This is a genomic window from Photobacterium frigidiphilum (assembly GCF_003025615.1).
Lineage (GTDB): Bacteria > Pseudomonadota > Gammaproteobacteria > Enterobacterales > Vibrionaceae > Photobacterium > Photobacterium frigidiphilum.
Genome location: NZ_PYMJ01000034.1, coordinates 1 through 25951 on the forward strand (window position 1 = coordinate 1; position 25951 = coordinate 25951).

Consider the following 25951-nt stretch of genomic DNA (forward strand, 5'->3'; position numbering starts at 1 on the left):
CCTAATGGCCGAGTTTCGTTACATTGTCAGATCCGCTACTTTATTCAGGATCCTAGGGTCATCTGGTGATACAGATGGTTCACTCTTGTCGTGGTGAACAACGCTTCATACGACTTCAGGTCGCACGAGCAAATATGTATTAGTGGTAAACAAGCAGAACACAAAACAACCGTCCCCCTCCCTTGCTACACTTACCACCTTTTACCCCTTTCCTCGCCTGCGATTCCGAAAACTTAGCAAGGGTAAAGTGCCGCATCGTCCATTTAGCTATGCTTCTAGCAATAGATTTCACTTCTGAATACTGCATCGGGGTGTCATATCCCATCTTTATGGTCTCGCAGCGCGCTAATACGGCATATTCCCATGATGAGCCATAGTCAGGTCGCCAATATTCTCTAATTGCCTTATATGCCCAATGACGGACATTATCAAAAGTGTCGCTGTTGCGACCCAATCCGCTCGCTCCCTACCCGTTTTCGGATGGTTGCGGATATCAACAAAGTCCACCAAATAATCGAGGCTGTAACCGTCTTTTGTCCAGCATTCGGTTTGCCAATGAGGATGGAGCGGATTTTTCGTGATAAGTCCCGCGTAACCTTCATCGGCCTGTAGTCGTTGCATGAACGCCGATTGAATCGCCGCCGCATAACGTATTGGCTCACTCAACAAGCTGACTTTATCTTGCAGGGCAATACTGGCATAGGTATGCCGCAGGTCATGCAATCGCACATTTCTTGTTGTAATGTGACCTTGGGCATTATCGACTATCACGTGATATCGTGGGGTGTTCTGAGTGAGGCGGATTTGGAACAAATTCCTCTAACCACATTCGCTAAACGCAAAAAGGGCGCTGATAAATCAGCGCCCTTTTCTAAATGTGGCGGAGAGATAGGGATTTGAACCCTAGAAGGGCTATAAACCCTTGCCGGTTTTCAAGACCGGTGCTTTCGACCACTCAGCCATCTCTCCAACGCGGTGAATAATACGTATAACCACAGTGGCTGTAAACCCCTAAATCGTCGATTGCTTGTGAATTAAACAATCACAGTAAAAAAACCAACCAACCGCTTTAAAAACAAGCAGTTCGAGCAATTTAATTGCTTATATTTAAGCTTAGAATATGCGATTAAAACCGGTTGCATAATGAGTAAATAAGCGCGAAAGAAAACTTGATCTGGAACCGTGTTTTTTACTGAGCGTGAACGATCGAAGATACGCCCAAAAACACATTAGAAATAGTAAATTTTAGTGTTATTTTCACAAATACGAATTAGATCACAAACTCAATATTATGAGCTTAACGCATGCATTTTCATTTGGTACACATATGTTGAATCCAACGCAGGGTTTCTTTCGGAGGTAATTGTGTCTATCAATTCTATCGACCACACAGAGATATCAGATGTATCTTCTAAGTGGGATTACAAAGATGAAACAGCTTCAAATCTTGCCTCAACAAAGAAGCAGCAATCTGAAGCAAGAAGACGTATTGAAACGTTAAAAGATATTCGAGAGAGCGGCTTTAGTATTGAAGAAGCAAAAGAACTAGGGCTTCTCCATTAAGTCACTTCCATCCCCTACTTCATACAATCGTAAACTAGAGCGCCAATGCGGCGCTTTGTTGTGTATATACCCCGAGCAGATACTGAAAAATGACGACTAATGGCTTTTCACCCACAATTTTGAAAAGTCACACCAACCAACATTGTTCACCCGTATGCCTTGAATTTTTAGTGGCGCGGTTAATTTAAAACTTTCTTGCCTTATCATCGTCAAGATTCGATCATCTGATAACCAAGTCAGTATCGACCGTAATACACCTTCTGCTTGCTGTTTGTCTTGTGTCGCTTGTGCCTGATGAAGTAAAGCCAATAATTTTTGATATAGCGGCTGTGATAAAATTTGTGACCATAAGCTGTAGGTATAAAAAAATGCTAATAAACTGGTTAGGCTACAACCTTCAATTCGTATCCCTCCTAAGCTAATATCTGTTTCTTTTTGTTGTTCACCGAAAGACACACAAGTAGAAATAACATGTTGATGATTAGCTAATGCTTGATTCAATAACTGCGCATAGTAGCGACATTCATTATTATCATCGTAGCTGAAGGTGATTGGGTAATAAATCTCGCCGAGAATAAGCCGTTTTTCTTGAAGAACATCGATAATAGCCTTGCTAACTATTCTCTCTCTCAACTGTGGCTTTTTAATCATCATATAAAAGTAACCAACATCGTTACATGCAGCGGTATAAACCTGCTCAGGTTGATCCAAAAAAAACGAACCTTCACTGCACAGTTTATCTTTAGCCCAATCAGGATGTATCCATAATTCGATACAATCAATTAAGGCATTCTTACCAGAATAATGGTTGTTTCTTTTTAATCGAAACAATCGTGATGACGCAATATCAATCATAAAAGAACCAGACCCAACAGGTGCTTCAGGATTGATTATGAGCCGACCATACTGGCTTGGCATTATCGATGCCTCAGAACGCCCCAATAATGCAGCAAGGTGCCAATCAGGCCTTGATAGAGAAATTCGAATAGATTCCGGTGACAGCACTTCAATTTTTTCAATATGTTCGTATAACGGTCTCCAATATGGATTGTTGATTAACACCAATAAGCTAAGAACAATATCTTCGACTTTCATTGGGGTTTGATCTTGGTATTGCACCCCAGATTGCAAATAGAATGTCCAATTCATCCCTTCTTCATCGCTTTCCCAATGGTGAGCAAGCGACGGCTTTATTTCACCAAAATCATCTTCTGTTAGGCGCTGAAAAACATGCAATATTAGATGTCGTTCTGTTCTATCAAGGGCATAGTGTGGGTGCAGTGTTTTTATTTCTCGATGAAAAGGAATACGAATAGCTTGGCTGTTATGTTGGGTCGATGAAATCAAATATTTTTTAAGTTCAGACGATACATGCCGATCATTAAAGCCTGCAAGTTTAAATACAGACTCATGCTTTCCCGCTTCTAGAGCATCCCCCATCAGTTGATAACAGGCATTAATGGGTTCTTGATTACACACTAATAATGAACGCTTCCCTCGCCCAGGTTCTGGTTGCCACATTAACCATTCTAGTGCCGACATTTGTTGCAGCAAGGTACGCGCATGGCGGGAAGTGCACCCTAACGCAACAGCAACATCAGCAAGTGTGGTTTCTGATTCACCTGGTCCAAAGTATTTAAATAACAGCTCATAAGTTTCTAGCTTCTTTTTATTATTCATTTTTTTCTCTATGTAGTCGTTCTAACTCTGCCAGAGATAATGGTACTCGCCGAATATCATAAATTTGATCAAGACGATCCATTCTTTCTTCTAACGACATGTGAACGATTTTTGCGAGCAAACCGTTTTGTATCTCATCACACACCGTTGCTTTAAAAAATACCGCTAAATGATGTCTCAACATAATAGTTACCTCTTCAGAACAATGAGGCAACTGTAACGGTAGCTGATAGAAGGAAACAGAGAACAAATTTCCCAACTGTTCCTCTTTTAGCCTAAACACGGAAGTGACACACATTAAAGTCACCATCGTATTCCCTTATTAATCTCGACTTACTTTTTACTTAACCGTACCACTAGAACTAAGACACCTATGCGCAATTCATAGATAAGAGCAATTGAATTAATAAGCATAGTCGTCTTTTTTTTCTGAGCGCAAGCCTGTAAATTACAGCTATATACCTGAGTGATACCATTCTGGATAAGTAAATGGTCAGATACTTATCTATTGGTATTACCTTCATTGGCTAAATGTAGAGCCTATGAAGGCAACTTAGATAAAAATAATTCTAAAAAGTAAACAGCCAGAAAACGGATAATAATTATGAATACAATGACAACACGCTGCCCACACTGTAAAGCGATGAATCGCATACCAGCAGAGCGCATTGAAGACACGGCAACATGCGGTTCGTGCAAAGAGAAGCTATTAGATGGAAAGCCAATTGAAGGCACGACAAACAACTTCTTATCGTTAATCCAGAGTGACACACCTGTTGTTGTCGATTTTTGGGCACCATGGTGTAACCCTTGTGTGGGCTTCGCACCCATTTTTGAAGATGTTGCTGCAGAGCGCTCTGGTGATGCTCGCTTTGTAAAAATAGATACTGAAGCACAACAAGAACTTGCTGCCCAATATCGTATTCGTAGTATTCCAACCATTATGGTATTCAAAAATGGTCAACTACTGAATAATTTGAACGGTGCGTTACCAAAATCACAATTTAATCAATGGTTAAATGAAACGCTTGAACAAGCGAAATAACAGAAACTAAAGCACCCATTATACCAATTCCATTAATTATCTGAACTGAGCAGATAATTAATGGATTTGGTATTACCCAAGCTAATTTTTTATTTATTGTCACGATGCTTCTGAAAGGGAGTGTCGGGCTGAAAAATGGCTGATGATGTGATTGCTAGGAGTGAAATGCTGCCGTGATCATAACTCATTGAGTGACTTTGCGATAAAGCCTAATTATTCATACGGTCAATCGATTGGTTTTAATAAGCAGGAAAGGACATCCAAAAGACCAAAGCGTACTTCGACTTTATGGATGTCCCGACTTAATGTCTTGTAGACAAATGCCTGTTATGCTTGCGGAGGAGTACCTTCACAGTTAGAAACAACAGCATCAATTTGTACTAAAGCACCCATAGGGATAGCTGAAACACCCACAACTGTTCTTGCAGGAAGATCGCCTTTGAAGAAAGTCGTGTAAATTTCGTTTACAGCATCGATATCTTCAATATTTTTAAGTTGGATATTGATTTTAACTGTATCGTCCATCACATGGTCAACACTTTCAATAATTGCCTTAATATTGTTTAGACATTGTTCTGCTTGCGCTTTTACGTCACCAGCAACTAATTCATTTGTTTTCGGGTCTACAGGTAATTGACCAGAAACATGGTTGTAGTGAGAGAAAGCTACAGTGTGTGAGTATGTTGCTTTTGGTGCATTTTCCGTATTGCTTGCTTCGATTACAAGTAGGCTTGTGTCTTCAGGAAGCTGTGGTGGCGTACCATCACCGTGTGATACTGATGTATCAATTTGAACTAAAGCACCCATAGGTAAAGCTGAAGCGTTTACTATTGAGCGTACAGGAACATAGTTCGGGTAAAATTTTGCACAAACTTCGTTTACCGCTTCAACATCAGCGATATCTTTAAGGAAGATAGTCGTTTTAACTACATCGTCCATTACGTGATCGATGCTTTCTAAGATTGCTTTAATGTTGTTTAAGCACTGTTCAGTTTGCTCTTTAACACCACCTGCTACCAACGCACCTGTTTTTGGATCTACAGGTAATTGAGATGCAAGGTTATTGTAGTGAGAAAATGCAACAGTTTGTGAATATAGACCTTTTGGTGCGTTTTCTGTATCTCTAGATACTTTGATTAGAGCACAAGGAGCTTGTGGAGTAGTTCCTTCACCATTAGAGATAAGTGCATCAATTTGTACTAAAGCATCACTCATCGGTAATGCTGCAACTGCAACTACCGTACGTGTAGGAAGAGCACTTTGGAAGAAAGTTGTGTAAATTTCATCGATAGCTTCGATGTCTGAAATATTCTTAACGAAGATATTCAATTTAACAACATCGTCCATTACATGGCCGATACTTTCTACGATTGCTTTAATATTGTTTAAGCACTGTGTTGCTTGGTCTTTTACAGAACCAACAACAATTTCGCCCGTTTTAGGATCAACAGGTAATTGCGCTGAAATATTATTATAATGAGAAAAAGCTACAGTTTGTGTAGATACAGAACTTTGTGGTGCATTCTCTGTGTTTCTTGAAAACTTAATGATATCGCCAGACATATAGATACTTCTCTTTAATAAATTTTATTTGAAGGAATAAACTAAGTGGCGCCATGGTAAGTGAATTTATTTAGGGGAAATGTGATAGGCATCAAAATATCATTTCACTAGAAATAGCTAATTGATAGAATGAATAGTCATTATACGATTAATTATCCGCGAGTATGCGAGTAATCTGGCTGTTATGTCATTTTTTTTACGAATGATTCGTTAATTATGAATATAATCTCAGTAATTTAAATGCTCTATTAGCTTAATTTAATCCAATTTTGATACGTTGTTCACAATAAATTCATGCAAACTCAAAAATAAGCTCTATTGGTGCATTATTTATGTGGTTATAAATGCATAAATTCCCTGAAGTGTTTCACGGAGTTCCTCTTCTTCGTAAGAAAAGGGTTCACCACCACTCACAACGACTATTCTCCATTACCTCAGTTCTATGTTCGTACCTCAGATCTTTTCCAACGTATTTTAAATCGCCTTATATACTTAAAAATACTCCATTGGGTCACTTTAAGGCGGAACGAAATGTTGAAACGCGTTCACTTTCAATCTTCTTTTATCATGTTATTCGTCTTACTCCTTGTCGGCTGTAGCTCAACCTCAGAGACAAGACCTGACCTAGCTGAGTACAGTTTTCTTGATTCAACCAAAAGCTTTCTCGAATTAAATAGCACCCGTTCTAATGGAGCTGTGGTTGATAAAGGCAACTTTTATCCGAAAAGTGCGTATTCATTTAGCTATCGATATTGCGCTAATAGTGCACAACAGGCGAAGAACGATATTGCCGAATTCCTCGCTCTCGCCAAAAGAACCTGTGATGCCAACATTGGTACGTTAGTCCATCAAGAAACGGCATCATGGTGTGTCTACAATGCAAATACCGTTGAAGAACGCCCTATCTTTTCAGCGCGTATTTCTAGCACAGAGCTGTGGGCTGACTTGTGTTTAGATGGACCCTTTGTCACTTTACGAGTCATCGAAAATACCAATGCCCCCTCTAATGAATGGCTTGGCGCAGCTCAAATACTTGGTTATCAACCTTACTCGATACACCGTACACTTATTAACGATAATGACGATCTAGCCAGCACAGCGTATACATCACAACCCAACGTGACAGTACAACCTCAAGTGTGGACAGAAGAAAGTCAGTTCATTTATACCAATAAAGGGCAAACAGTTTGCTTGTTTGAACAACCTAAAGGTTCGAGTTTAGGTCACACTTACCAAGGCACAGTAATGCAGGCCTACAAAGGACGGGTAAAAGTATTAGCAACAGCCAAGTTTAAAGGAGATATTCGGATCGCACCTGCGCTTGAAAGAGTCGATTGGTATCGTGAAGCATACATAGATGCAGCGGCAAGCTCTTGGTTCGTCTGTGGATAAGGTGGATAAGCGTATTATAAAACACGCTCAAAAGGTATACATCCACCCGGTAAATCTTTTGCGTTACCGATTTGTTCAAACCCCATCTTTTGATAGAAAGAGGCAGCATAGAACGAAGAGTTTAATTTAACCGTTGATTGAGGTGAACACCGCTTACATATAGCCAACGCATGCAAGATAAGCTGTTTTCCAATTCCTTGATGATGAAAATCAGGATCGACAAAAAGATTAGAGATATAACAAAAATCTTTAATTAATATCGTACCAACAACTTTATCGTCAATACGGTATATGTAGTGTGCTGTACTTTCTTGATGACATTTCCACCATAGAATCTCATCAACACTGCAGGCTATAAGCCCATCAGCCTCAGCGGTTGGTACATCGATACACGTTTTAATCGACTTACTAATTAACTTAATAATATCTGAAACATCTGTATCATTTACTTGTTCAATCAACGTCGTTTCTACTCGTTATCCTTAACTGAAAGGCTAGTATCCCCTCATTGTCTTTAATTGTCCAAAACGGCAATACGGACTGCCTTTTCAGCGGCTTCTAATGCCCCTTCTATATAACCACCATTTTCAACGGCAGCTTCAGTGCCCGCGAAATACCAACCAAGATCATGTAATGCAGAAATATTCCTAGGTAACCCGTAGTTTGGGTGAAAAGTTGGTGCAACTTGATCGGTCGTCGTTGCGGTGAATGCTTGCTGGCTCCAATCTACCAATTTTATGTCTATCGGGTTGCCCGCTTGTTCGCCAAAAATACGGATTAACTGGCTGACTGCCATCGACTTAATAAGCTCGTCACCTGCCGATATTCTCGTAGTCGCATCAATACCCACAAAACCAAATAGTGCTCCAACACCTTCAAACGTCGATGCATCATGTATTTCGACTAAGGGACCGACTCGGCTACTGGCAGAGCCTGATAAACCATTATTACGCCAAAAAGGTTCATCATACACCGCAAAAAATTTCGCATGGGCAGCCATCCAGGTCGGCGTTGAAGAAAATGCCTTCTCAATCGCAACGGGCAAAGCGGGTTGAAATTGAACACTTTCAGCTATTAGACGTAATGGCATCGCAAAAATAACGTTTTTGGCAATAATTTGCATGTCGGTGGTATGCTTTTCACATGCTTGCTTATCATCGGTCATCGCGAGAGTTACAAGGGAATGATCACCTGTTTTAACAACACTTTTTACGGTCGACTGTAGATATATTTTATGCACTGGCAGCTGTTTTTTTACACCATCAATCACTGTTTGCATTATCAAACATATAAGCGCCCTCGGCATATTGAGGGAACACCGGCAATAACAAATCATCGATTAACTGTGTAATACGCGGGTGCATTGACGGCCAAAACCATGATGGCCCCATATCAAAACGATTTAAGTCTGCATCAAAGTGAGTGCTCTTCAATGTGGTAACAGGCTCTGAATAAATACGCCCACCAACACGATCACGTCCTTCAACAAGGACATAATCTTTTCCTAACCTCTCAAGTTGAAGTGCCGCATATAAACCGCTTAGCCCTGCACCTACAATAATAAAGTCCGTCTTCATAGAATGCCCCCAGAGACAGCAGCATGATTAAGCTGATGAAAATGATGACCTGTTTTTATCCACACGATACAACCTGTGTGTCCCGCTTTCGCGTTCAGTTTTTCCCCTATCGGTAAACGTAACCAATCATGCTTAGTGTAATGCACGCCATCATGATCGTATGCACCTTCAATAACCAAGATTTCGATGCCCCCAGTATTTTCTAGCATGATCGTCGAATCTTGTTCCCAGCGTTCTAACCGCACCACTTCATGCTTAAAGCTGTGTAATGGTTGAATAGCAACACCCGTTCGCGCTTCATCTTTCACAAATAAATGTTGTTGGGTGTCAATATGAACGGGTTGAGTATCCCCTTCTTGAAACTGCCCTAGCTTCACCAAAATCATACAGCCAGGTTCAACGGAGGGCGTATGAGATGTACCGGGAGGGTTTCTCATATACGTACCGATAGGATAACGGCCATGTTCATCGGCAAACTCACCATCTAACACTAAAAACTCTTCACCTCCGTCATGAATATGGGATGTAAAGTAACTATTGGGTTCATACCTAACGATGGTCGTCGCAATGGCAATCTCACCACCATCACGCTCTAACATTTTTCGTTTTACTTCTTTTATAGGTGACGAAGACCATCGTGACTGCTCAAAGAATGCATTCACTTTTTTCGTGAGATCGGTATTAAGTTTCATGTGATTTCCTTTGAGAGGCTGACTTCTCTTTATTTAGGTACATCATTCATGTGCACCCTATCTATACGCATACAATAAATATCAATGCATAACGTATTCGGTATATAAGGAAGTTTGGCTTATTTTCGTATACTCAACAAATCATAACTTCTATACTTTCGATAAAGATTTTCTTTATCGAAAGTATAGTGAACAGTCATTAAAGGCTTTGGATTAAGCAAGAGCTGATTAAAAAGTAGTGAGTATAAGCAATGAAAAGTATCGCGCATTTGAACGGATTACGAGCCTTTGAAGCCTCAGCAAGGCATCTTAGTTTTTCTATGGCAGCAAAAGAATTAAACGTAACGCCTGCTGCAATAGGTCAGCAAGTGCGGTTACTTGAAGAGTGGTTAGACATAAAGCTGTTTAATCGCAGTGTAGCCGGATCATCACGCTTAACACTTACCAAGCTGGCAGTTAAAGCGCTACCCGAAATCACACGAGGCTTTGAACACCTTTCAAGTGGGCTTTCCTTATTGCAAAAACCAAACAGTAATCATCTTCTCACTGTTACCGTAAGCCCTGCATTTGCAGCAAAATGGCTCTTAATGCGTATTGATAGCTTCCAACTTCAACATCCTGAGTTTGATTTACGTTTAGATACCAACACACGTACCGTCAATTATTTTTCAGAGGGCATTGATATTGGTGTACGTTACGGAAAGGGGAATTGGGCTGGGCTATCAACTGCGTTGTTAATGACAGAAAAAGTCTTTCCGGTGTGCTCACCCGACTTGATTCAACAAGGGCTAAATAAACCTGAAGACATACAACACTTTCCTCTTCTGCATGATCAATCTTTACCTGAAGACAGTGGTTTTCCTACTTGGCAAGGGTGGTTAGAAAGTCACAACATAATGGGGGCAAACACCGAACGTGGGCTTCGTATCAATAACTCGGCTTCTGTTATACAAGCAGCAGTGAGTGGGCAAGGCATTGCGTTAGGTCGCAGTGTATTAGTGAAAGACGATTTAGATTGTGGCCGGCTTATTCGTCCTTTTGCCGATTCACAATCCCCAGTCCAGCTTGCGTATTACGTAGTATGGAAGCCTGAACATGATAATACAGAGAAAGTACAAGCTTTTAGGTTATGGTTACAACAGCAAGCAAAAGAAATAACCTAGATCCCCACTTTAAAAAATATATCTGTAGTTGCTGTTTTCTTTGTGCAAGTGCGTATAAGTAACTAATACTTAGTTATACCTTATCCATTTTTCGAGCACACACAATGAAGACATCACCAGATAAGATAATGGTCATCCTAGGTTATATGGGACTTCTTCCTTTTGCGCTCAGTATTGTGTGTATTTGGTTGGATAAAACACTTTTCAGCCTTGCCCCTACAACTGTATTTATTGCGTACAGCGCCGTTATTTTAAGTTTTCTTTCAGGTGTACTATGGGGAAATGCGATTGATCACATGAAACACGCTTTAAGCCGCAATGCATTAATTTTAAGCCTCCTTTTCGCCTTGATTGCTTGGGGAACACTATTACATTCGCCTGAAGAGTATGTAATATCAATTCTGGTACTATTATTTGGCTTCGTGGCGGTATGGTTTTCTGAAATGAAAATCAGAGAAACGGAACATGAAGAAAATCCGAAGAATTACCAACAATTACGTAACCGATTAACAGCATGTGTGGGCTGTATGCATCTTATCGTACTGGTAAGTTAAACCTCATCGTTTCAACACTCATAAGTTCGCCGACTTTCAAGGATAGAATAAAATAGCCATAAACGAAAAAAGGCTACCTATATAGGTAGCCTCTTAGAATTCTTTGATTCAGTATTATGCTTTTTTAACAAAAATCTGATCTGTTTCACGTGTTTGCTGAAACCAAAAACGCTTTCTGCCTGATGATTTAGACATGTTTGTACCCTTTTTAATATAATTTTGCATCAATATGCATGGAGCCTGAAACGATTTACTTATTTGATGTAATTATACGAAAGGAAACTTCTAGACATGAACTTATGAGGCAGATGTTGGAAATGTTTCTTATTGCACACGGTTGTATTACATTTAAATAGGTCTACTTTTAGGCCTGTTATTTACGATTGATCATTGTTTTACACTGAGCAATCGTAAATAAATGCTGGCTATAAGCCAGCATTACTTCGAAGAATAAATCTTCTAATTATAAAGCTACAACGTTTGCAGCTTGAAGACCTTTCTGGCCTTGTTCAACTTCAAAAGAAACCTTTTGACCTTCAGCAAGAGTTTTGAAACCCTCTGAAGCGATAGCACGGAAGTGAACGAATACGTCAGCGCCGCCGTTGTCTTGAGTAATGAAACCGAAACCTTTCTCTTCGTTAAACCACTTTACGATACCAGTTGTGTTAGACATAATATGTCCCTTATAAAAATTCATTAAAAAATTCGCAGAGTTGCGATATTGCCAAGAAGTTGAATTATTAAATGTACGTGAAGCTAAGGGAAACACTGAGGACAAAAACTGAAAGCAAATGTATCTTAGGGTTTAACTTTTACTTATACTGCATTAATAACCCTGAACAACAGAGCGAGACGAATAATACCAGACTATTGGTTTCTGTAAAGCGTTATTTTCAAATAAACAAAAAAACATCTCTAGCGGGTTTTCCAGCAAAGACAAAAAATCCAGCAATCTACATTGTTGGCTAATTCATACTAGGCAGCAAAGCCTGCCGTGATAACACCCTTTATGGACCCTTTCTTCACCACAGCCTGTAATCACATCAGAAGTCATAACCAACATGGCGGGGGTTGATTCATTACTGCACCTAAAATAAGTACACCTCGCTGCCCTACACGGTCTTATAAAATACCTATACATAGTTACAAGGCTACAAGGCTACAAGGCTACAAGGCTACAAGGCTACAAGGCTACAAGGCTACAAGGCTACAAGGCTACAAGACTACAAGGCTACAAGGCTACAAGCATGGCTGTAATATTCACTTAAGTTTTATTGTTATGCTTTATTTATACAGAGCAATTTAAATCTAAATTAAAACTGCCTGCTTAACCTTTAAATAAAAGTTCAAGCAAGCAGCATTTATTTTTCAAACAGAAGTTCATCTATTATTAATAATAGATAATGCCTTCACCTTGAGTCACTAATGTACCGGCTTCATTCTTCAATATTTTATCTAAATCAAATAGAGAACCAATGGCTGAATTGCCTCGTCCTGTTTCTACGAATTTACAAACAGCATCGATCTTAGGCCCCATAGAACCAGCAGGGAAAGTAAATTCAGATAAACCAGCAGGCGTTGCCTGTTTCATTTCAGCTTGATCTTCTTTTCCATAATTACGGTAGATTGAACCATCCGTTAAAATGATAAATAAATCAGCATCGAGTTTTTCTGCTAACAACTCTGCAGTCAGATCTTTATCGATAACACATTCAACCCCAGTGCTCTTTCTATCTTCAATACTGACAGGAACCCCACCACCACCACAAGCGATAACTAAATTACCCGCTTTTAATAAGGTTTCAATCTGTTGTAATTCAACAATATCTTTTGGCATTGGTGATGGAACAACGCGACGATAGTATTCTCCATCAGGTTTGAACATCATTGGTGATGACGCCATGATCTCTTCAGCGCGCTCTGCTGTATATACAGGACCAACAAACTTCGTTGGGTTTGCAAATGCAGGGTCTGATTTACTAACTTCTGTCTGTGTAACCAAGGTCGCTATCGCTAAAGAATCATCAACGTTACGTAATTCTTGTTGCAGCATATAGCCAACCATACCGCATGTCTGCGAACCTAACACATCCATAGGATATGGTGTAGTTTCAGGCGAGTACTCTTGATATGCTGAGTTCTGCTCCATTAATAAACCTACCTGAGGTCCATTTCCGTGCACAACGACAATCTCATGCTCTTTAGCTATTGCTGCAATACTTGCTGCTGATTGTATAATATTCTTACGTTGATTCTCGGCAGTTAATGCTTGGCCTCTTGCCAATAAGGCATTGCCACCTAATGCTAATACTATGCGCATATGATCGTATCTCTCTATATTTTAATTATTATATTTGAATTTAATTCCATTAAATATTAACTTTAGTAATCACTGTCACTTTATAAGTTAGTTATTTTTATAATGAATTTAACCTATCACAACACGTTGTTATTAATTGTTTTGTAACCTTGCAGTTAAAAAACAATTAATCACTTTAAATGCTTGCGTAATTAATATGTCGCTATAGTAGGGTAAAAGAAATGTCGGAAATGTGACAAATATCAAGATATACCATCACTAGAAACAGCCTGAATTAATTAGAACTATTCATTATTCGATTAAATATCCAGTTTTTTTCACACAATCTCACTTAGGCGGTCTATTTTTTATGATTGATTCGTCACTAGTGAATATTATCTCAGCCATCTCCTTTTCAATTCATTGGTATTTTGTTAAATATTGATAAGTTGATCACGATATTCATACCGTGCACCAATATCAGGTTAGAAGATCATCACTCAAAGTGCTTTTAATTAAGTAATTATGCATAGATACAAAAACGCCGTGAAAATTCACGGCATTTTGCAATATTGTTTTAAACAGTAATACCTATCTAGCGATTTATCATTTGATCACGCTCTGGTCCGACAGATACCATCTTCACAGGTACACCCATTAGCTCTTCAATACGTAATACATATTTCTGTGCGGCTAATGGCAAGCTTTCAAATGTACGGCAGCCTGTAATATCTTCATCCCAAGCTTCTAATTGCTCGTAGATTGGCGCAAGAGTTGCTGTTTGAGGCCAGATTGGATTTTCACAGTGTTCACCATCATAAGCGACACAAATCTTAAGATCTGTCATACCACTTAGGCAATCAATTTTAGTTAAAGCAACCTCTGTCGCGGCCTGAAGCTCAACACCATTACGTGTTGCGACTGCATCAAAATAGCCCATATCACGTGGACGACCTGTTACTGCACCATACTCGTTAGCTGCTTCACGGAAGTTATCTTGTTCAGCCATTGCTGTAATTAGCGTGCCAGTACCTACTGATGAACTAAAAGACTTGGCAACGGCAATAACACGCTCAGGACGTAACGCAGGCAAACCACTACCAATACCAGCATAAGCAGCTGTCACATTTGATGATGTTGTCCAAGGATATTCACCAAACACAAGATCACGACCAGCACCAAGCTGTGCTTCAAACAATAACCCTTTATCTTGCGCTTGCAAGGCTTTTAGCGGTTCTGTAACGTTACAAATAGCATCTTGCCAAGGTGCTGACACTTCTAATAACCACTCTGTCATTTCTTCTGCCGTTTGGCTAAATTCAAATGACGGGTACAAGGCTTTAAGTTGGGGCAATTTCCAATCTAACATGAACTTAATGCGCTCAAGTAGCACTTCAGGTTGCTTAAGCCAACCAACCAAGATACCTTTTTTCATTACCCGGTCGCCATAAGCGGGTGCTATGCCCTGACGTGTTGAACCGTATGCGCCATCACCTAAACGCTCTTCTTCTAGCGTATCTTCAATAGCATGGAGTGGAAGACAAAGTGTTGCACGGTCGGAAATGCACATTTTAACATTCACGCCGGCAGCTTTAACTTCTGCTAGTTCTTCAGTTAAAGGCGCAGGGCTTATCACCATGCCAGGACCTAGCACCGCAATACAGTCGGGATTGAACACGCCGCTTGGCAGTTGGTGTAATTTAAATGTTCCGAAGTCATTAACAACGGTATGGCCAGCATTGTTACCGCCTTGAAAGCGAATACTTGCAGATGCACCACCTGCCAAATAATCTACGATACGGCCTTTACCTTCATCACCCCAGTTAGCACCAACAACAACAATAGACGACATGATTCATTCTCCTCAAAAGCGAAGTACCTATCCTATTCCTTAAGATTGAATATGAAAAATTAATTATAATTATCACCTTGATAAGAATTCCATATGAGACTATTGTGCAGATGATCAAAAAACAGATAGGTAGTCACATGCTAGACATCCATTGGTTAAACACATTTGTTACCCTTGCCAAACTTGAACATTTTGGTAAAACAGCCATTAAACTTCATATGACTCAGCCGAATGTTAGCCTTCATATCAAACAGTTAGAAAAGAGTACACATGTAAAACTAATTGAACGAAATCCATTTAGATTGACCCAAGCGGGCGAACGTTTACTGCAAAGTGCAGAAAATACCTTAATGGAATTACAGACTTGTCAGGCTGATTTAAATGCCATCAATGATCTAAGCCAAGGCACGTTAACCTTAGCCGCCAGTGATATCATTTCCCGTTTATTATTGATCTCACCTTTTCAAACATTCAAAAAAGAATTCCCCGGCATTGACCTATCGTTACTCAACACGACCTCAGCCCAAGCTGCCGACTTAGTAAAAAGTGCAAAAGCAGATCTTGGTTTTGTTATCGCCCAAAAGGAAAGCCAGCCACTCCACTTCACTGAATTACATCAGGTGAAATGGTGTGCATTGGGTAATGGGTTACAAGAAGAGCCCACCCTTATTCTATTAGGGCACGATACCAGAACGCGTGATTTGATTGATTTGGCACTGCCTAGCCTGCAACTACCCAGTTATCGCGTCATGGAAGTTGGTAGTGTTGATGCGCAAATCGACTGGGCAGAAGCTGGATTTGGTGTAGCGATCGTTCCGGCTTTTTCGCTGCACCCTAAACTTAATCTACAAACAACCATAACCCCGCTACCCGACTTCCCAACCACCAGCCTAGGATACATTGTTCGTCAAAACCAAGTGCTTTCACGTGCTATCAAACAACTGTTGCATTGGGTCGCTGAAGAGATACAGCGCTCGCAACATAGTGTGTAAATCTGACGCTCAATAGATACGTTTAACGCCAATAAAAAACGCCTCTGTCAGAGTAACCAACAGAGGCGTTTTAGTGTACTTCATTAAAAATTGATGTATTTATGCTGCTTTGTCGTTATTCGATGTGGCATCTTTACCACTAAAGGACTTTTTTATATCACTATCAGTCTCTTTGTCAGATGCTGTGCTTTGTTCACTCAGAACTTCAGCTAAAGTTGAACGCGACAATCGCCCTTCCACTTCACCCTCTGCATTCAATACTGGTAACGGGTGATCGCTCTCTAGTGTTTCAGGAATCACCGCTTCCAACAATGCATCTGTTTGTACTGAAGGCACGTCTTCTAACATAGATTCATCAATCGCATTGCCATAATCCGCTTTCTCAACATTTTCGAGCGTTTCTTGCGTGATAACCCCTTGGTAGCCCTCATCGTTAATGAAGTAACCGTAATCATCTTTAGCTTTACGCATTTCCGCGACGGCTTCACCAATCGTTTCAGCCGAAATTCTCACGACTTGTGGTTTCATCACTGTTTCTACCGTCAAGGCACGTGCACGGTTAACGTCTTTAACAAATGCTTCTACGTAATCATCAGCTGGGTTCAATAAGATATCAACAGGCTCACCTTGTTGAACCAACACACCATCACGCAAAATGGCAATTTTATCGCCCAAGCGTAATGCTTCATCTAAATCATGAGTAATAAATACGATCGTTTTGTGCAGCTTTTCTTGTAACTCAATAAGCTGATCTTGCATCTCACTACGAATCAATGGGTCGAGCGCCGAAAAGGCTTCATCCATTAGCAAAATATCGGCATCAGTACATAAGGCGCGGGCTAACCCCACACGCTGTTGCTGCCCACCGGATAACTGGGATGGGTACTGATTTGCATATCCAGCCAAGCCGACGGTTTCAAGCCATTCATGGGCGCGAGCTTCCCAATCATTTTTACTCAAGCCTTGAATTTGTAAGCCATAACCAATGTTTTGCAACACAGTACGGTGTGGCATCAATCCAAATCGCTGGAATACCATCGACATTTTATTACGGCGAAAGTCTTGTAAGCCTTTCTCATTTAGGCTCATCACATCAGTACCCGCAATTTCAATCACACCTTCAGTAGGATCAATCAAGCGGTTAAAGTGACGAATAAGTGTCGATTTACCCGACCCCGACAAGCCCATGACGACAAAGATCTCACCTGGGTTTATATCCAAATTGATATCACAAAGCCCAACGGTGTGACCCGTTTCAGCCAAAATATCATCTTTCGATTTCCCGGCTTTCACTTGTTTCAGCACGGCTTTCGCATTGGGTCCAAATACTTTGTACAGATTTTTGACCCGAATAAGTGGTTTTATTTGTGATTTATCCGTCATGTTAGCGACCTCCTAAATGCTGTTGGGTACGCTTTGCATAGCTCTGAGAAATACGATCAAAAATGATGGCTAATGCCACAATCGCTAAACCGTTAAGTAAGCCTAAAGTAAAGTATTGGTTAGTAATTGATTTAAGTACAGGTTGTCCTAACCCTTTAACACCGATCATTGAAGCGATAACAACCATGGCGAGTGCCATCATGATAGTTTGGTTGATACCCGCCATGATATTCGGCATAGCCAACGGAATCTGCACGCCAAATAAGCGCTGCATAGGGCTTGCTCCGTAAGCTGTGGCAGCTTCAAGTACTTCTTCATCTACTAAACGAATACCAAGGTTAGTCAGACGAATAACGGGCGGCACTGCATAGATCACCACGGCAATCACACCTGGTATTTTACCAATACCCAATAACATAACGACCGGAATCAAATACACAAATGCGGGCATAGTTTGCATAATATCGAGCATTGGTGTGACAATTGATTGCACCCTATTGGATCGCGCCATTGCAATACCAATAGGTATTCCCACCCCGATGGCGACCATGGTTGAGACTAAAATAATACTCATGGTACGCATGGTGTTATCCCACATCCCAAACACACCAATGAGTGAAAAGGCGACAACAACACCAACGGTTAATTTCCAAGAACGGCTCGCCATAAACGCAAAGCCGGCCAACACACCAATAACAATCCACCATGGCGTGCCTAATAATAGTTTTTCAAACCAGATAAGGAACGATAACAGAGGGTCGAAGAAGGCTTCGATATTGTCACCGTATTCACGAGAAAAGGAGCGGTAAGCACCATCGAGAGTTTTACGAATTTCGAGCAGTTGATAGCGATCAAGCTGAGGAATTTCCGTTAACCATGATTTATCTGACATAACAATTTTTCCCTAAAATGCAAAAGCCCGACAGTCAATTGTCGGGCTCTATAAAGGTTTACAGCGCTGCTAACGCTTTTTTCACTTTGTCCGCTGTTTCAGGACTTACCCATTTCATCCAAATATCTGAGTTTTCATTCAAAAATTCTTCTGCAGCAAGCTCACCATCAGCTTGGTTATCTTCCATCCACGCTAGTAATGCATTCATTTTCGCATTGGTAAAGGCACGTGTAGATAAGTATTCCATCGCTGCTGGAGCACGCTTCGCAAAGGTCTCAGTCACAACAGTATCGACGGGAGATGGTGGGTACATCGTCACTTTGGGATCTAAACAATCTTCGTTGGTAGTACAGTCTTTGAATTGCTTTTCATCAATACCAGAACCGAAATCGACTTTCACCATTTTGTATTTACCCAAAACAGCTGTCGGAGCCCAATAATAACCAAACCATGCTTCTTCACGTTCATATGCTTTGGCAATCGAACCCGATAGACCAGCACCTGAACCCGGATCAATCAAATCAAAACCAGCTTTATCCAACTCTAAAGCATTGAATAAGTTGCCCGCAGAGATCTGACAATTCCAACCAGCAGGACATCCCATGAAAGCAGATTTATCTGGGTCTTCTGGGTGTTCAAATAATTTCGCGTTGGCTTTCACACCTTCGATAGTGGCTAAGGTTGGGTCTTTTTTCACCATATATTCCGGCACCCAAAAACCTTCTTCACCACCTTCTGATAAGCTGGAACCCGCATAACGAATACGACCTTCATCAACACCTTTGTCGAGAGCCGCTTTCATCGAGTTACTCCAGAATTCAGGTGCAACATCCGGCTGCCCTTTCTCGATCATCGATGCACCTGTTGGCATCGTATCGCCCGGCACCAATTCAGCATCACATCCATAACCGTGATCTAAGATAAAGCGGTCTATATTGGCAATTAATGTTGCTGAATTCCAGTTCATGTCTGCAATGGTCACTTTGCCACACTCTTCAGCGGAAGCGGTGAACGATACAGAGGCTAAAACAAGCGATGTCGCAAGAATTTTACGCATATAAATATCCTTATTTAAGGGTTTGATTCCTTACAAACCTTTCAATAGCTTACATGAATACAATCAAATTGCATCAAACATATTTTGTCATCTAATCAATTATTGGCGATAAATAGGAAATATCTAGTGCTTTAATGCGTTATTTCACAATAAACCAACAAATAAATGTTTAGTACTGTAATTATTACAGCTATCAACAATTATCCACCGGACTCCTTCCTAGCAGCCGTGTCAACTAAAGAACGTGTGCAAACTCACTTTCACTCTCAGGTATCCAATAAGAAAGTTAATGACGATTCTATCGTTACAAAAACAAACGCATTTTTTGTCGAGTCTGTCACATTTATTGATTAGAATAGACGCATTAGTATTTTCTTACTGTGGATGAACAACATGTATAAACTGGTTGCATTAGATATGGATGGCACCCTGCTTAATAGTCAGGGAAAGATTTCTGAAAAAACGAAACAAACCATCGCGGCAGCGCGTGAAAAAGGCATTGTGGTGGTATTAGCGTCTGGGCGTCCACTTGAAGGAATGACCGATGCGCTCAATGAATTAAACATGACTAGCAACGACGATTACGTTTTATGCTACAACGGTTCATTAGTTCAGCGAGTTGAAAGCCAAAGTGTTATTCGCAGCCAGCTATTATTAGGCAGTGATGCAAAAAACATCGCTAGCCTAAGCCATGATTTTGGTGTTCACGTACACGGGTTTTCTCGCCGCCAAGGTTTAATCACGCCAGAGAACAACCACTACACCCAACATGAAGCGACCATCAACGGTCTTGCTATTACTGAAATGGATTTCGCCGAATTAGATGACAACGAAGAAATATTAAAAGTAATGATGATTGATGAGCCCGAGTTATTATCAAAAGCTATCACTCAATTACCTGCAGCACTATACGATCAATACACCATCGTACAGAGCGCACCGTTTTTCTTGGAGTTTATGAACAAGAACAGCAATAAAGGTGCAGGCGTAAAAGCGTTAGCAGAGCATCTAGGCATTGATGCTAGTGAAGTCATTTGCATGGGCGATGCGGGAAATGACCATCACATGTTGGAATATGCAGGGCTTGGTATTGCCATGGGTAACGCAACCGACGATACCAAAGCGATTGCGAATTATATTACTGACAGTAACAATGACGATGGTGTTGCTACCGCAATAGAGAAATTTATTCTTAACGCTTAGTTATGAATTTATAACTCAACCAGAAAAGTGAAGGTCATGCTTATCATTGTATTCAGCCTTCGCTTTTTCTTTATTTTCAATATGTTGAATAATGACATTCTAACGTTCTTTGAACCATGCTGGGCGCTGTATTTTCTAACAGTAATCAGTGTATTAACCATTCATTTTTATATTTTATTCCACTATGCTTACTAAAGCATAAGATGACACTTAACGGAATGGAGTGGGAAATGTCTGACGAGAACATGCCTAAGGTGCAGGTTGAACCAAGGGAAAGGATCGCATCTAAATCAGGAAAGCCCAAACGTGTCAAAAAAGTGCGTGTCAAAAAAGAAAAATCCTCTCCCAATAAAGTAAAACGCTTAACAACGTTTGTACTTGCTTTATGTCTTGGTTTATTTGTTTTCTATATCGCCGCTGACCGTATTATCCCGTCTACAGATATGGCACGTGTTCGTGGTTTTGTTATTCCCATGACACCTTTAGTCTCTGGACGGTTAGCCGAAGTTACCGTAGAGCCCAATGAGATTGTTAACCCTGGCGATATTTTGGTGAAAATTGATTCTGCTGATTATGAGCTCGCGATTCAAGAAGCAGAGCAAGGGCTAGTTAATGCAGGGAAAAGCGTTGGCGTGCAAACGGCGTCTATTGCTTCAGCCCAAGCCAAATTAACCGACGCATTAGCCAATCAAGCCCACTTACGTGCACAAGCCAAACGTATCTTAACCATGGAAAAAAAAGGCATTGTCTCGAAGTCTGATGCCGATAAAACACGCGCTTCACTTGCCAGTGCGAAAGCACAAGTAGAAGCAGCACAAGCTGGTATAGAACAAGCAAAGAAACAACTAGGTTCTACTGGTCATGAAAATAGTGAAGTAAAATCAGCCTTATTAAAATTACAAAAGGCACAGCTTGATTTAGACCGCACGGTCATCAGGGCACCAGCGATTGGTGGGGTAACAAACTTCCGTTTAGATGAAGGCTTTTACGCCCAAGCGGGTCAACCATTATTCACCTTTGTTTCTGGTGAAGATGTTTGGATTGATGCCTATTTTCGTGAAAATAGCATTGGCAACATGAAAGTTGGCGATAGTGTCGAAATCGTTTTGGATTATGCTCCTGGTCGCGTTTTTGCAGGGAAAATAGCAGGTATTGATTGGGGCATTAGCTGGGGAGAAAATGAACAAGCAGGTAAACTAGCAGCCGTTACTTCTCAAACAGGTTGGCTACGACAGACCCAGCGTTTTCCGGTGACGATTCGATTTGATGATGATACCGCCCGAGGTTTTCGTCGAGTAGGTGGCCAAGCTGACATCATCGTGTATACCGAGCAATCTTCAATAATGAATACGTTTGGTCGAGTATGGATTCGTATAATGAGCTGGTTATCTTATGTCCGTTAACAATAATGAGCTAAGCGAAGACATATATACACCACCTACTGAGCAGGCCATTATTCAGCGTCGTATTTTCCGGTATGTGATAGGGCTTGTTGTCTCCTGTGCTTTAGCATTAGGTATTGGGTGGGGGCTGTCTTTTGTTGCGCCTGTCTTTCTCGCTAAATTTTTAGTAGATCACCAAAAGCCAACCTCCCATACAATCAGTCAATTACTCTTAGCAATGACGGTAACAATACTAATTGGCTTATCTGTCAGTGCAGGCATTACTCACTACCCATTGCCCTTGTTATTGCTACTGAGTTTACTGATGTTCATAGCCTACTACCTATTTATGGATCCACAGTGGAATTTTTTCGCGACCATTTTAATGATCGCGGTAATGCTCCTACCTTTCATGGGTACAATATCTCCAGGTTTGGCTGTTTACGTTGGTGTAGGGTTAACGACATCAGGGGTGGTGGCTGTATTGTTGTTTGGCTTACTTCACCTCGTATTACCCGATCTTACCCCCGTTAACGACAATCAAGCACCGCTCGCTAGTTCATTAACACATGACCAACGTGTATTCGAATCATTAAAAGCCTTAACCATTTCTTTTCCAATTATTGCTTATTTTTATTATTTCCAAATCACAGGTGCAATACTCACCATGGCATTTATTGGCCTTTTATCATTGCAGACTGCTGGCCAGAAAAGTGTCAAAGTCAGTATGTTTCTGCTGCTGACAAATATAATCGGTGGTTTAGTGGCTATTGTGTATTACGAGCTATTAGTTATGGTGCCGCATTTCTTATTCCTGCTCAGTCTTATTGCACTGATTGGTTTAGTGTTAGGTAAAAAAATCTTCAGCGAACCTGCTAAAGCGCCTATTTGGGCTGGCGTAATGTCGGCATTGCTAGTTTTACTTGGTTCCACTGTCGCTTCAGATAGCAAGTTGATGGACGATAACTTTTATATGCGTATTGCACAGATCATGATGGCAAGTATTTATATGATTGTGGTGTCGTTTATTTTAGATAAATGGCAGTACAAGCAGGAAGTCAAAGAGTGCTCTGAGTAAAGTTGATTTGGAGTAAACCCCCTACCTTATTGGCAAATTACAAACGTAAAAAAATTCTCACAATATAGCCGCTTTTTTGTCTCTCTTTAAGCTTATACTAATCTAGACAAACTCTGAGCTTATGGTTGATGCTGAACCGTTCATAACTGTCAGCGTGCTGGCTAGCCAACCCTTTTTGCAACATTGGTTCGACAGAGGTCTCTAAAATCTTTCGGCGTCAAACTGGTATGGCGTCTGAAAAATTTGGTCATATTCGTTGCCTCTTTAAACCCGAGCTGCAGCGAGATATCCAGTATTGAATACTGGCTAAAGGCCAACAAGCGTTTTGCCTCAAGCAAAATTCTGTCATCAATTAACTCTTTAACACTGCGACCTGAATAATCTTTCGCAATTTTATCAAGCTGTTTGATACTTTTACCCATTGTTTTTGCCAAATCCCCGACGGAAGGACGTTGGCTAAAAACTGTTTCGATATGCTTTTTTAATGCGTGATAATTAATATTCTTTTGACACAAACTGGTGTTATTACACAACGCTTGATAGTTAGGTACAATTTCTTTCAACATAAGAGCGCGCATTAAATTCCGAATGATTTCATCTTTATAGCTACTACCTTCACGGTGGTACTCTTGGTCAATTTGATCAAATAAACCACCGAGGTTATCTGCTGTTTCAGTAATACAATTAACTTCTTCAACCGCAGTTGCCATTACTTCTTGGTAAGGATCGTCGCCCCCCGAGTGTAAAAACTCATTACTAAAAGAAATGACGTACCCTTCTACGCTGCAATGTTCAGAAAAATGATGGACTTGATGTTTACCCAAGGTGAGCAGTGTACCTGGCTTTAATTGATACCTTTTGTAATCAATAAAATGATAGCCCTCCCCCTGAGTTATATAAACCAAGGCGCTAAACCGTAAACGGTGTGGTTTACCGATATAGAGCTGATCTCGTTGCTGGTAGAACGTCGCGATAGTGTTAAAAGAAAGCTCTAAATTAACACTCACATCGTTGAGCAATACTGCGGGAATATCTTTATTTATCACGATCATCCTAATAAAAAAGAGGCAACCCATGCCTCTTAGGTATCCTTCCTAATGTCATCAATAACTTAATAGTTCAGTTCTGATAACTCTGTTGCGACTTTTTGGTAATCAATCTCGATATCAGGTTCGATGGCGGTTTCCACCTCAATACTGAAAATGTACAGCGGCTTATTTTGCTTAGCAAGGGTACGTTGTGTCACAACACTCCCCCACAAGTGGGCAAGAATCAATACTGTTGAAACGCAGTAAAAAACATAAACTAGCGTTTTTCTCATCACTCACGTCCTCCAGTATTGCTCTGGCATTGACCATCTTCAGTTTGCTTTCGGTGTTGACGGTGTTGTTTTGCTCGTTTTTTTTGTACCTGTTTAAACCATGATTTATTGAACGTCAAAAAGTCAGTCATCGCATTAATTGGGCATAACGTCTGACACCACGGCCGACGAACCACCAATGATGTTAATAAAATAACAATTGTCAGAACAAAAAGGTACATCGTCCCAATCATGCCAAACATAATACCAAACGGTTCGTAAGAAAATGCGACCGGATTACGAAAATATGCGCCAAGACACAATGTAGTTAATAATAATACGCGAGGGAACCACAACAGAAATTCGTTTTTGATTGTGGAGGATTTTGCATTACCGACCTTCGCTAGGCATTGCTGCACCGCACCGAAAGGACAGATATTCTGACAGTAGACATTTCGGTTGTAATACAATATGTATACGATGCTTAATAGGATCAAGATTAAAGGCGTGTAATTCGCGAGACCATATAGCCAAGCACCAGAAATCACCATACCCATTGTGGATGCGGTATACAGCGTTGCTGAATAAAAACCGAATATCCCCATAGAGATAATAAGCACGACCCAGTTGATCATCACTTTCTTTTTATTTCGGGTTCTGCTCGCCCACACCGCGACACCAAAAAAGACGAATGCGGCTAAGTCTAACCACTGCAGCGAAGAAAAAACACTTTTCGACTCAGACAAAGTATAGCCGTAGATTTGCTCACGAACAGGCTTTGCAGCATGCTCAACTGCATCCATTAAGGCCGTTGAAGTTAGGGTCGCGCCCGTTATGCTATCAAACGTGATGGTGGTATCAATATGTTGACCTAAAATACGGTCAACAACCCCACTCTGCATGACTTTGTCTAAATAGGTTGAAGTCTCTTTTGAATCAATAATTGCAAGTGCTTGTAATGTACCCGTGGGTGAAATATTAATGCCAGCGACCATCTCGCCGCCATAACCAATACCGCTTCCTACACTTATCCATTCAACTACGTTACTTTCATTATCACTTCGCACCACACCTTGGAAGGTATTAGATCCTGCTGGTTCAAGTTGCTCCGATTGAAGGGTTAAATAGGATAATTGAGCCTGTTGATTATGTTGACTCCGATCCCCTCCTAAATACCAAAAGACAGCAAACAGTAAGATTGAAAGTACACTAATAAACTTATCAAATACTTTTGATTTTGATTTCGAAGACGTTTTTTTCATCATATTTTATTATCCCCGTATT

At 40.6% G+C, this 25951-nt stretch carries 26 protein-coding genes and 1 tRNA gene; 9 read left to right on the forward strand and 18 right to left on the reverse strand.

From position 1 onward, the window contains the following. Window positions 1-345 precede the first annotated feature (345 nt). Together C9J12_RS23600 and C9J12_RS23605 are read right to left on the reverse strand one after the other, a co-directional pair. Window positions 346-771 carry a replication initiation protein gene (locus C9J12_RS23600; RefSeq protein WP_146150107.1) on the reverse strand — a complete coding sequence of 142 codons (426 nt, stop codon included), beginning with the start codon at window positions 769-771 and terminating at the stop codon, window positions 346-348. A 107-nt stretch (window positions 772-878) separates the two neighbouring features. Next, a tRNA-Ser gene (locus tag C9J12_RS23605) sits at window positions 879-969 on the reverse strand. 396 nt (window positions 970-1365) lie between these two features. Between C9J12_RS23605 and C9J12_RS23610 the strand changes: the two genes are divergently transcribed. After that, window positions 1366-1563 carry a hypothetical protein gene (locus C9J12_RS23610; protein ID WP_041395435.1) on the forward strand — a complete coding sequence of 66 codons (198 nt, stop codon included), beginning with the start codon at window positions 1366-1368 and terminating at the stop codon, window positions 1561-1563. A gap of 96 nt (window positions 1564-1659) precedes the next feature. On the opposite strand, the gene C9J12_RS23615 is transcribed toward C9J12_RS23610, so the two are convergent. Together C9J12_RS23615 and C9J12_RS30500 are read right to left on the reverse strand one after the other, a co-directional pair. Next, complete coding sequence (locus C9J12_RS23615) at window positions 1660-3243, reverse strand: SgrR family transcriptional regulator (RefSeq protein ID WP_107244942.1); 1584 nt, start codon at window positions 3241-3243, stop codon at window positions 1660-1662. Further along, entirely contained in the window at window positions 3236-3427 is a 192-nt protein-coding gene (locus C9J12_RS30500; RefSeq protein WP_146150108.1) for a hypothetical protein, read from the reverse strand. Before C9J12_RS30500 ends, C9J12_RS23615 begins: the two co-directional genes overlap by 8 nt. A 420-nt stretch (window positions 3428-3847) precedes the next feature. Here C9J12_RS30500 and trxC point away from each other — a divergent pair, with 420 nt between their 5' ends. Then, window positions 3848-4288, forward strand: a complete 441-nt coding sequence (trxC, locus tag C9J12_RS23625; RefSeq protein WP_107244944.1) for a thioredoxin TrxC — start codon at window positions 3848-3850, stop codon at window positions 4286-4288. Between the two features lie 327 nt (window positions 4289-4615). Here trxC and C9J12_RS23630 read toward each other — a convergent pair whose 3' ends face one another. After that, entirely contained in the window at window positions 4616-5851 is a 1236-nt protein-coding gene (locus C9J12_RS23630) for a RidA family protein (protein ID WP_107244945.1), read from the reverse strand. Between the two features lie 531 nt (window positions 5852-6382). Here C9J12_RS23630 and C9J12_RS23635 point away from each other — a divergent pair. Further along, window positions 6383-7243, forward strand: a complete 861-nt coding sequence (locus C9J12_RS23635; RefSeq protein ID WP_041395439.1) for a hypothetical protein — start codon at window positions 6383-6385, stop codon at window positions 7241-7243. Window positions 7244-7257: 14 nt separating this feature from the next. Here C9J12_RS23635 and C9J12_RS23640 read toward each other — a convergent pair whose 3' ends face one another. The 4 genes from C9J12_RS23640 to C9J12_RS23650 are packed head-to-tail and all read right to left on the reverse strand — an operon-like array spanning window position 7258 to window position 9512. Further along, window positions 7258-7704, reverse strand: a complete 447-nt coding sequence (locus C9J12_RS23640) for a GNAT family N-acetyltransferase (RefSeq protein WP_107244947.1) — start codon at window positions 7702-7704, stop codon at window positions 7258-7260. Window positions 7705-7757: 53 nt separating this feature from the next. Continuing rightward, the gene (locus tag C9J12_RS23645) at window positions 7758-8522 is read right to left on the reverse strand and encodes a flavin monoamine oxidase family protein (RefSeq protein ID WP_227876441.1); all 765 of its coding nucleotides are present in this window, start codon (window positions 8520-8522) and stop codon (window positions 7758-7760) included. Then, the gene (locus tag C9J12_RS31230) at window positions 8506-8820 is read right to left on the reverse strand and encodes an FAD/NAD(P)-binding protein (RefSeq protein ID WP_322348888.1); all 315 of its coding nucleotides are present in this window, start codon (window positions 8818-8820) and stop codon (window positions 8506-8508) included. Before C9J12_RS31230 ends, C9J12_RS23645 begins: the two co-directional genes overlap by 17 nt. Next, window positions 8817-9512 (reverse strand): cupin domain-containing protein, encoded by a 696-nt coding sequence (locus C9J12_RS23650; protein WP_107244948.1) that lies wholly within the window; start codon window positions 9510-9512, stop codon window positions 8817-8819. The genes C9J12_RS31230 and C9J12_RS23650 overlap by 4 nt, the downstream gene beginning before the upstream one ends. Window positions 9513-9763: 251 nt before the next feature. On the opposite strand from C9J12_RS23650, the gene gcvA reads away from it, so the two are divergent. Together gcvA and C9J12_RS23660 are read left to right on the forward strand one after the other, a co-directional pair. Beyond that, window positions 9764-10675, forward strand: a complete 912-nt coding sequence (gene gcvA / locus C9J12_RS23655) for a transcriptional regulator GcvA (RefSeq protein WP_107244949.1) — start codon at window positions 9764-9766, stop codon at window positions 10673-10675. A gap of 104 nt (window positions 10676-10779) precedes the next feature. Further along, window positions 10780-11229, forward strand: a complete 450-nt coding sequence (locus C9J12_RS23660; RefSeq protein ID WP_107244950.1) for a DUF3429 domain-containing protein — start codon at window positions 10780-10782, stop codon at window positions 11227-11229. A 463-nt stretch (window positions 11230-11692) separates the two neighbouring features. Here the strand turns inward: C9J12_RS23660 and cspE are convergent, their stop codons facing one another. From cspE to C9J12_RS23675, 3 genes are all read right to left on the reverse strand, one after another. Continuing rightward, entirely contained in the window at window positions 11693-11902 is a 210-nt protein-coding gene (cspE, locus tag C9J12_RS23665) for a transcription antiterminator/RNA stability regulator CspE (RefSeq protein WP_006228553.1), read from the reverse strand. Window positions 11903-12619: 717 nt separating this feature from the next. Continuing rightward, window positions 12620-13549, reverse strand: coding sequence for a carbamate kinase (locus tag C9J12_RS23670; protein ID WP_006228974.1), 930 nt, complete (start codon window positions 13547-13549; stop codon window positions 12620-12622). A gap of 574 nt (window positions 13550-14123) precedes the next feature. Further along, window positions 14124-15380 (reverse strand): adenylosuccinate synthetase, encoded by a 1257-nt coding sequence (locus C9J12_RS23675; protein ID WP_107244951.1) that lies wholly within the window; start codon window positions 15378-15380, stop codon window positions 14124-14126. A gap of 137 nt (window positions 15381-15517) precedes the next feature. Here C9J12_RS23675 and C9J12_RS23680 point away from each other — a divergent pair, with 137 nt between their 5' ends. Then, the gene (locus C9J12_RS23680) at window positions 15518-16372 is read left to right on the forward strand and encodes a LysR family transcriptional regulator (protein ID WP_107244952.1); all 855 of its coding nucleotides are present in this window, start codon (window positions 15518-15520) and stop codon (window positions 16370-16372) included. 99 nt (window positions 16373-16471) lie between these two features. Here C9J12_RS23680 and C9J12_RS23685 read toward each other — a convergent pair whose 3' ends face one another. From C9J12_RS23685 to C9J12_RS23695, 3 genes are read right to left on the reverse strand one after another with little or no spacing between them, the layout of a single operon-like run. Continuing rightward, window positions 16472-17755 carry a quaternary amine ABC transporter ATP-binding protein gene (locus C9J12_RS23685; RefSeq protein ID WP_107244953.1) on the reverse strand — a complete coding sequence of 428 codons (1284 nt, stop codon included), beginning with the start codon at window positions 17753-17755 and terminating at the stop codon, window positions 16472-16474. A 1-nt stretch (window position 17756) separates the two neighbouring features. Next, a complete protein-coding gene (locus tag C9J12_RS23690) occupies window positions 17757-18647 on the reverse strand; it encodes an ABC transporter permease (RefSeq protein ID WP_107244954.1) in 891 nt (296 codons plus the stop codon). Between the two features lie 58 nt (window positions 18648-18705). Further along, window positions 18706-19704 carry an ABC transporter substrate-binding protein gene (locus C9J12_RS23695; RefSeq protein ID WP_107244955.1) on the reverse strand — a complete coding sequence of 333 codons (999 nt, stop codon included), beginning with the start codon at window positions 19702-19704 and terminating at the stop codon, window positions 18706-18708. Window positions 19705-20097: 393 nt separating this feature from the next. Here C9J12_RS23695 and yidA point away from each other — a divergent pair, with 393 nt between their 5' ends. The 3 genes from yidA (at window position 20098) to C9J12_RS23710 (ending at window position 23367) form a co-directional block, all read left to right on the forward strand. Next, window positions 20098-20907, forward strand: a complete 810-nt coding sequence (gene yidA, locus C9J12_RS23700; protein WP_107244956.1) for a sugar-phosphatase — start codon at window positions 20098-20100, stop codon at window positions 20905-20907. Between the two features lie 230 nt (window positions 20908-21137). Further along, window positions 21138-22310 carry an HlyD family secretion protein gene (locus C9J12_RS23705; protein ID WP_107244957.1) on the forward strand — a complete coding sequence of 391 codons (1173 nt, stop codon included), beginning with the start codon at window positions 21138-21140 and terminating at the stop codon, window positions 22308-22310. Further along, entirely contained in the window at window positions 22300-23367 is a 1068-nt protein-coding gene (locus C9J12_RS23710; protein ID WP_107244958.1) for a DUF2955 domain-containing protein, read from the forward strand. The genes C9J12_RS23705 and C9J12_RS23710 overlap by 11 nt, the downstream gene beginning before the upstream one ends. A gap of 161 nt (window positions 23368-23528) precedes the next feature. Here the strand turns inward: C9J12_RS23710 and C9J12_RS23715 are convergent, their stop codons facing one another. Genes C9J12_RS23715 through C9J12_RS23725 form a run of 3 tightly spaced genes read right to left on the reverse strand, consistent with a single transcriptional unit; the run spans window position 23529 to window position 25932 of the window. Next, complete coding sequence (locus C9J12_RS23715) at window positions 23529-24419, reverse strand: AraC family transcriptional regulator (RefSeq protein ID WP_107244986.1); 891 nt, start codon at window positions 24417-24419, stop codon at window positions 23529-23531. 59 nt (window positions 24420-24478) lie between these two features. Beyond that, a complete protein-coding gene (locus C9J12_RS23720; protein WP_107244959.1) occupies window positions 24479-24688 on the reverse strand; it encodes a hypothetical protein in 210 nt (69 codons plus the stop codon). Next, on the reverse strand, window positions 24688-25932 hold the full coding sequence (locus C9J12_RS23725) for an FMN-binding protein (RefSeq protein ID WP_107244960.1): 1245 nt from the start codon (window positions 25930-25932) through the stop codon (window positions 24688-24690). Before C9J12_RS23725 ends, C9J12_RS23720 begins: the two co-directional genes overlap by 1 nt. Between the last annotated feature and the right edge of the window lie 19 nt (window positions 25933-25951).

What these genes read in the sequence shown, in the direction of transcription:
- C9J12_RS23615 (WP_107244942.1), bottom strand. Translation starts at nt 3,243, where the DNA reads ATGAATAATAAAAAGAAGCTAGAAACTTATGAGCTGTTATTTAAATAC.
- C9J12_RS30500 (WP_146150108.1), bottom strand. Translation starts at nt 3,427, where the DNA reads ATGTTGAGACATCATTTAGCGGTATTTTTTAAAGCAACGGTGTGTGAT.
- trxC (WP_107244944.1), top strand. Translation starts at nt 3,848, where the DNA reads ATGAATACAATGACAACACGCTGCCCACACTGTAAAGCGATGAATCGC.
- C9J12_RS23630 (WP_107244945.1), bottom strand. Translation starts at nt 5,851, where the DNA reads ATGTCTGGCGATATCATTAAGTTTTCAAGAAACACAGAGAATGCACCA.
- C9J12_RS23635 (WP_041395439.1), top strand. Translation starts at nt 6,383, where the DNA reads ATGTTGAAACGCGTTCACTTTCAATCTTCTTTTATCATGTTATTCGTC.
- C9J12_RS23645 (WP_227876441.1), bottom strand. Translation starts at nt 8,522, where the DNA reads ATGCAAACAGTGATTGATGGTGTAAAAAAACAGCTGCCAGTGCATAAA.
- C9J12_RS31230 (WP_322348888.1), bottom strand. Translation starts at nt 8,820, where the DNA reads ATGAAGACGGACTTTATTATTGTAGGTGCAGGGCTAAGCGGTTTATAT.
- C9J12_RS23650 (WP_107244948.1), bottom strand. Translation starts at nt 9,512, where the DNA reads ATGAAACTTAATACCGATCTCACGAAAAAAGTGAATGCATTCTTTGAG.
- gcvA (WP_107244949.1), top strand. Translation starts at nt 9,764, where the DNA reads ATGAAAAGTATCGCGCATTTGAACGGATTACGAGCCTTTGAAGCCTCA.
- C9J12_RS23660 (WP_107244950.1), top strand. Translation starts at nt 10,780, where the DNA reads ATGAAGACATCACCAGATAAGATAATGGTCATCCTAGGTTATATGGGA.
- cspE (WP_006228553.1), bottom strand. Translation starts at nt 11,902, where the DNA reads ATGTCTAACACAACTGGTATCGTAAAGTGGTTTAACGAAGAGAAAGGT.
- C9J12_RS23670 (WP_006228974.1), bottom strand. Translation starts at nt 13,549, where the DNA reads ATGCGCATAGTATTAGCATTAGGTGGCAATGCCTTATTGGCAAGAGGC.
- C9J12_RS23675 (WP_107244951.1), bottom strand. Translation starts at nt 15,380, where the DNA reads ATGTCGTCTATTGTTGTTGTTGGTGCTAACTGGGGTGATGAAGGTAAA.
- C9J12_RS23680 (WP_107244952.1), top strand. Translation starts at nt 15,518, where the DNA reads ATGCTAGACATCCATTGGTTAAACACATTTGTTACCCTTGCCAAACTT.
- C9J12_RS23685 (WP_107244953.1), bottom strand. Translation starts at nt 17,755, where the DNA reads ATGACGGATAAATCACAAATAAAACCACTTATTCGGGTCAAAAATCTG.
- C9J12_RS23690 (WP_107244954.1), bottom strand. Translation starts at nt 18,647, where the DNA reads ATGTCAGATAAATCATGGTTAACGGAAATTCCTCAGCTTGATCGCTAT.
- C9J12_RS23695 (WP_107244955.1), bottom strand. Translation starts at nt 19,704, where the DNA reads ATGCGTAAAATTCTTGCGACATCGCTTGTTTTAGCCTCTGTATCGTTC.
- yidA (WP_107244956.1), top strand. Translation starts at nt 20,098, where the DNA reads ATGTATAAACTGGTTGCATTAGATATGGATGGCACCCTGCTTAATAGT.
- C9J12_RS23705 (WP_107244957.1), top strand. Translation starts at nt 21,138, where the DNA reads ATGTCTGACGAGAACATGCCTAAGGTGCAGGTTGAACCAAGGGAAAGG.
- C9J12_RS23710 (WP_107244958.1), top strand. Translation starts at nt 22,300, where the DNA reads ATGTCCGTTAACAATAATGAGCTAAGCGAAGACATATATACACCACCT.
- C9J12_RS23715 (WP_107244986.1), bottom strand. Translation starts at nt 24,419, where the DNA reads ATGATCGTGATAAATAAAGATATTCCCGCAGTATTGCTCAACGATGTG.
- C9J12_RS23720 (WP_107244959.1), bottom strand. Translation starts at nt 24,688, where the DNA reads ATGAGAAAAACGCTAGTTTATGTTTTTTACTGCGTTTCAACAGTATTG.
- C9J12_RS23725 (WP_107244960.1), bottom strand. Translation starts at nt 25,932, where the DNA reads ATGATGAAAAAAACGTCTTCGAAATCAAAATCAAAAGTATTTGATAAG.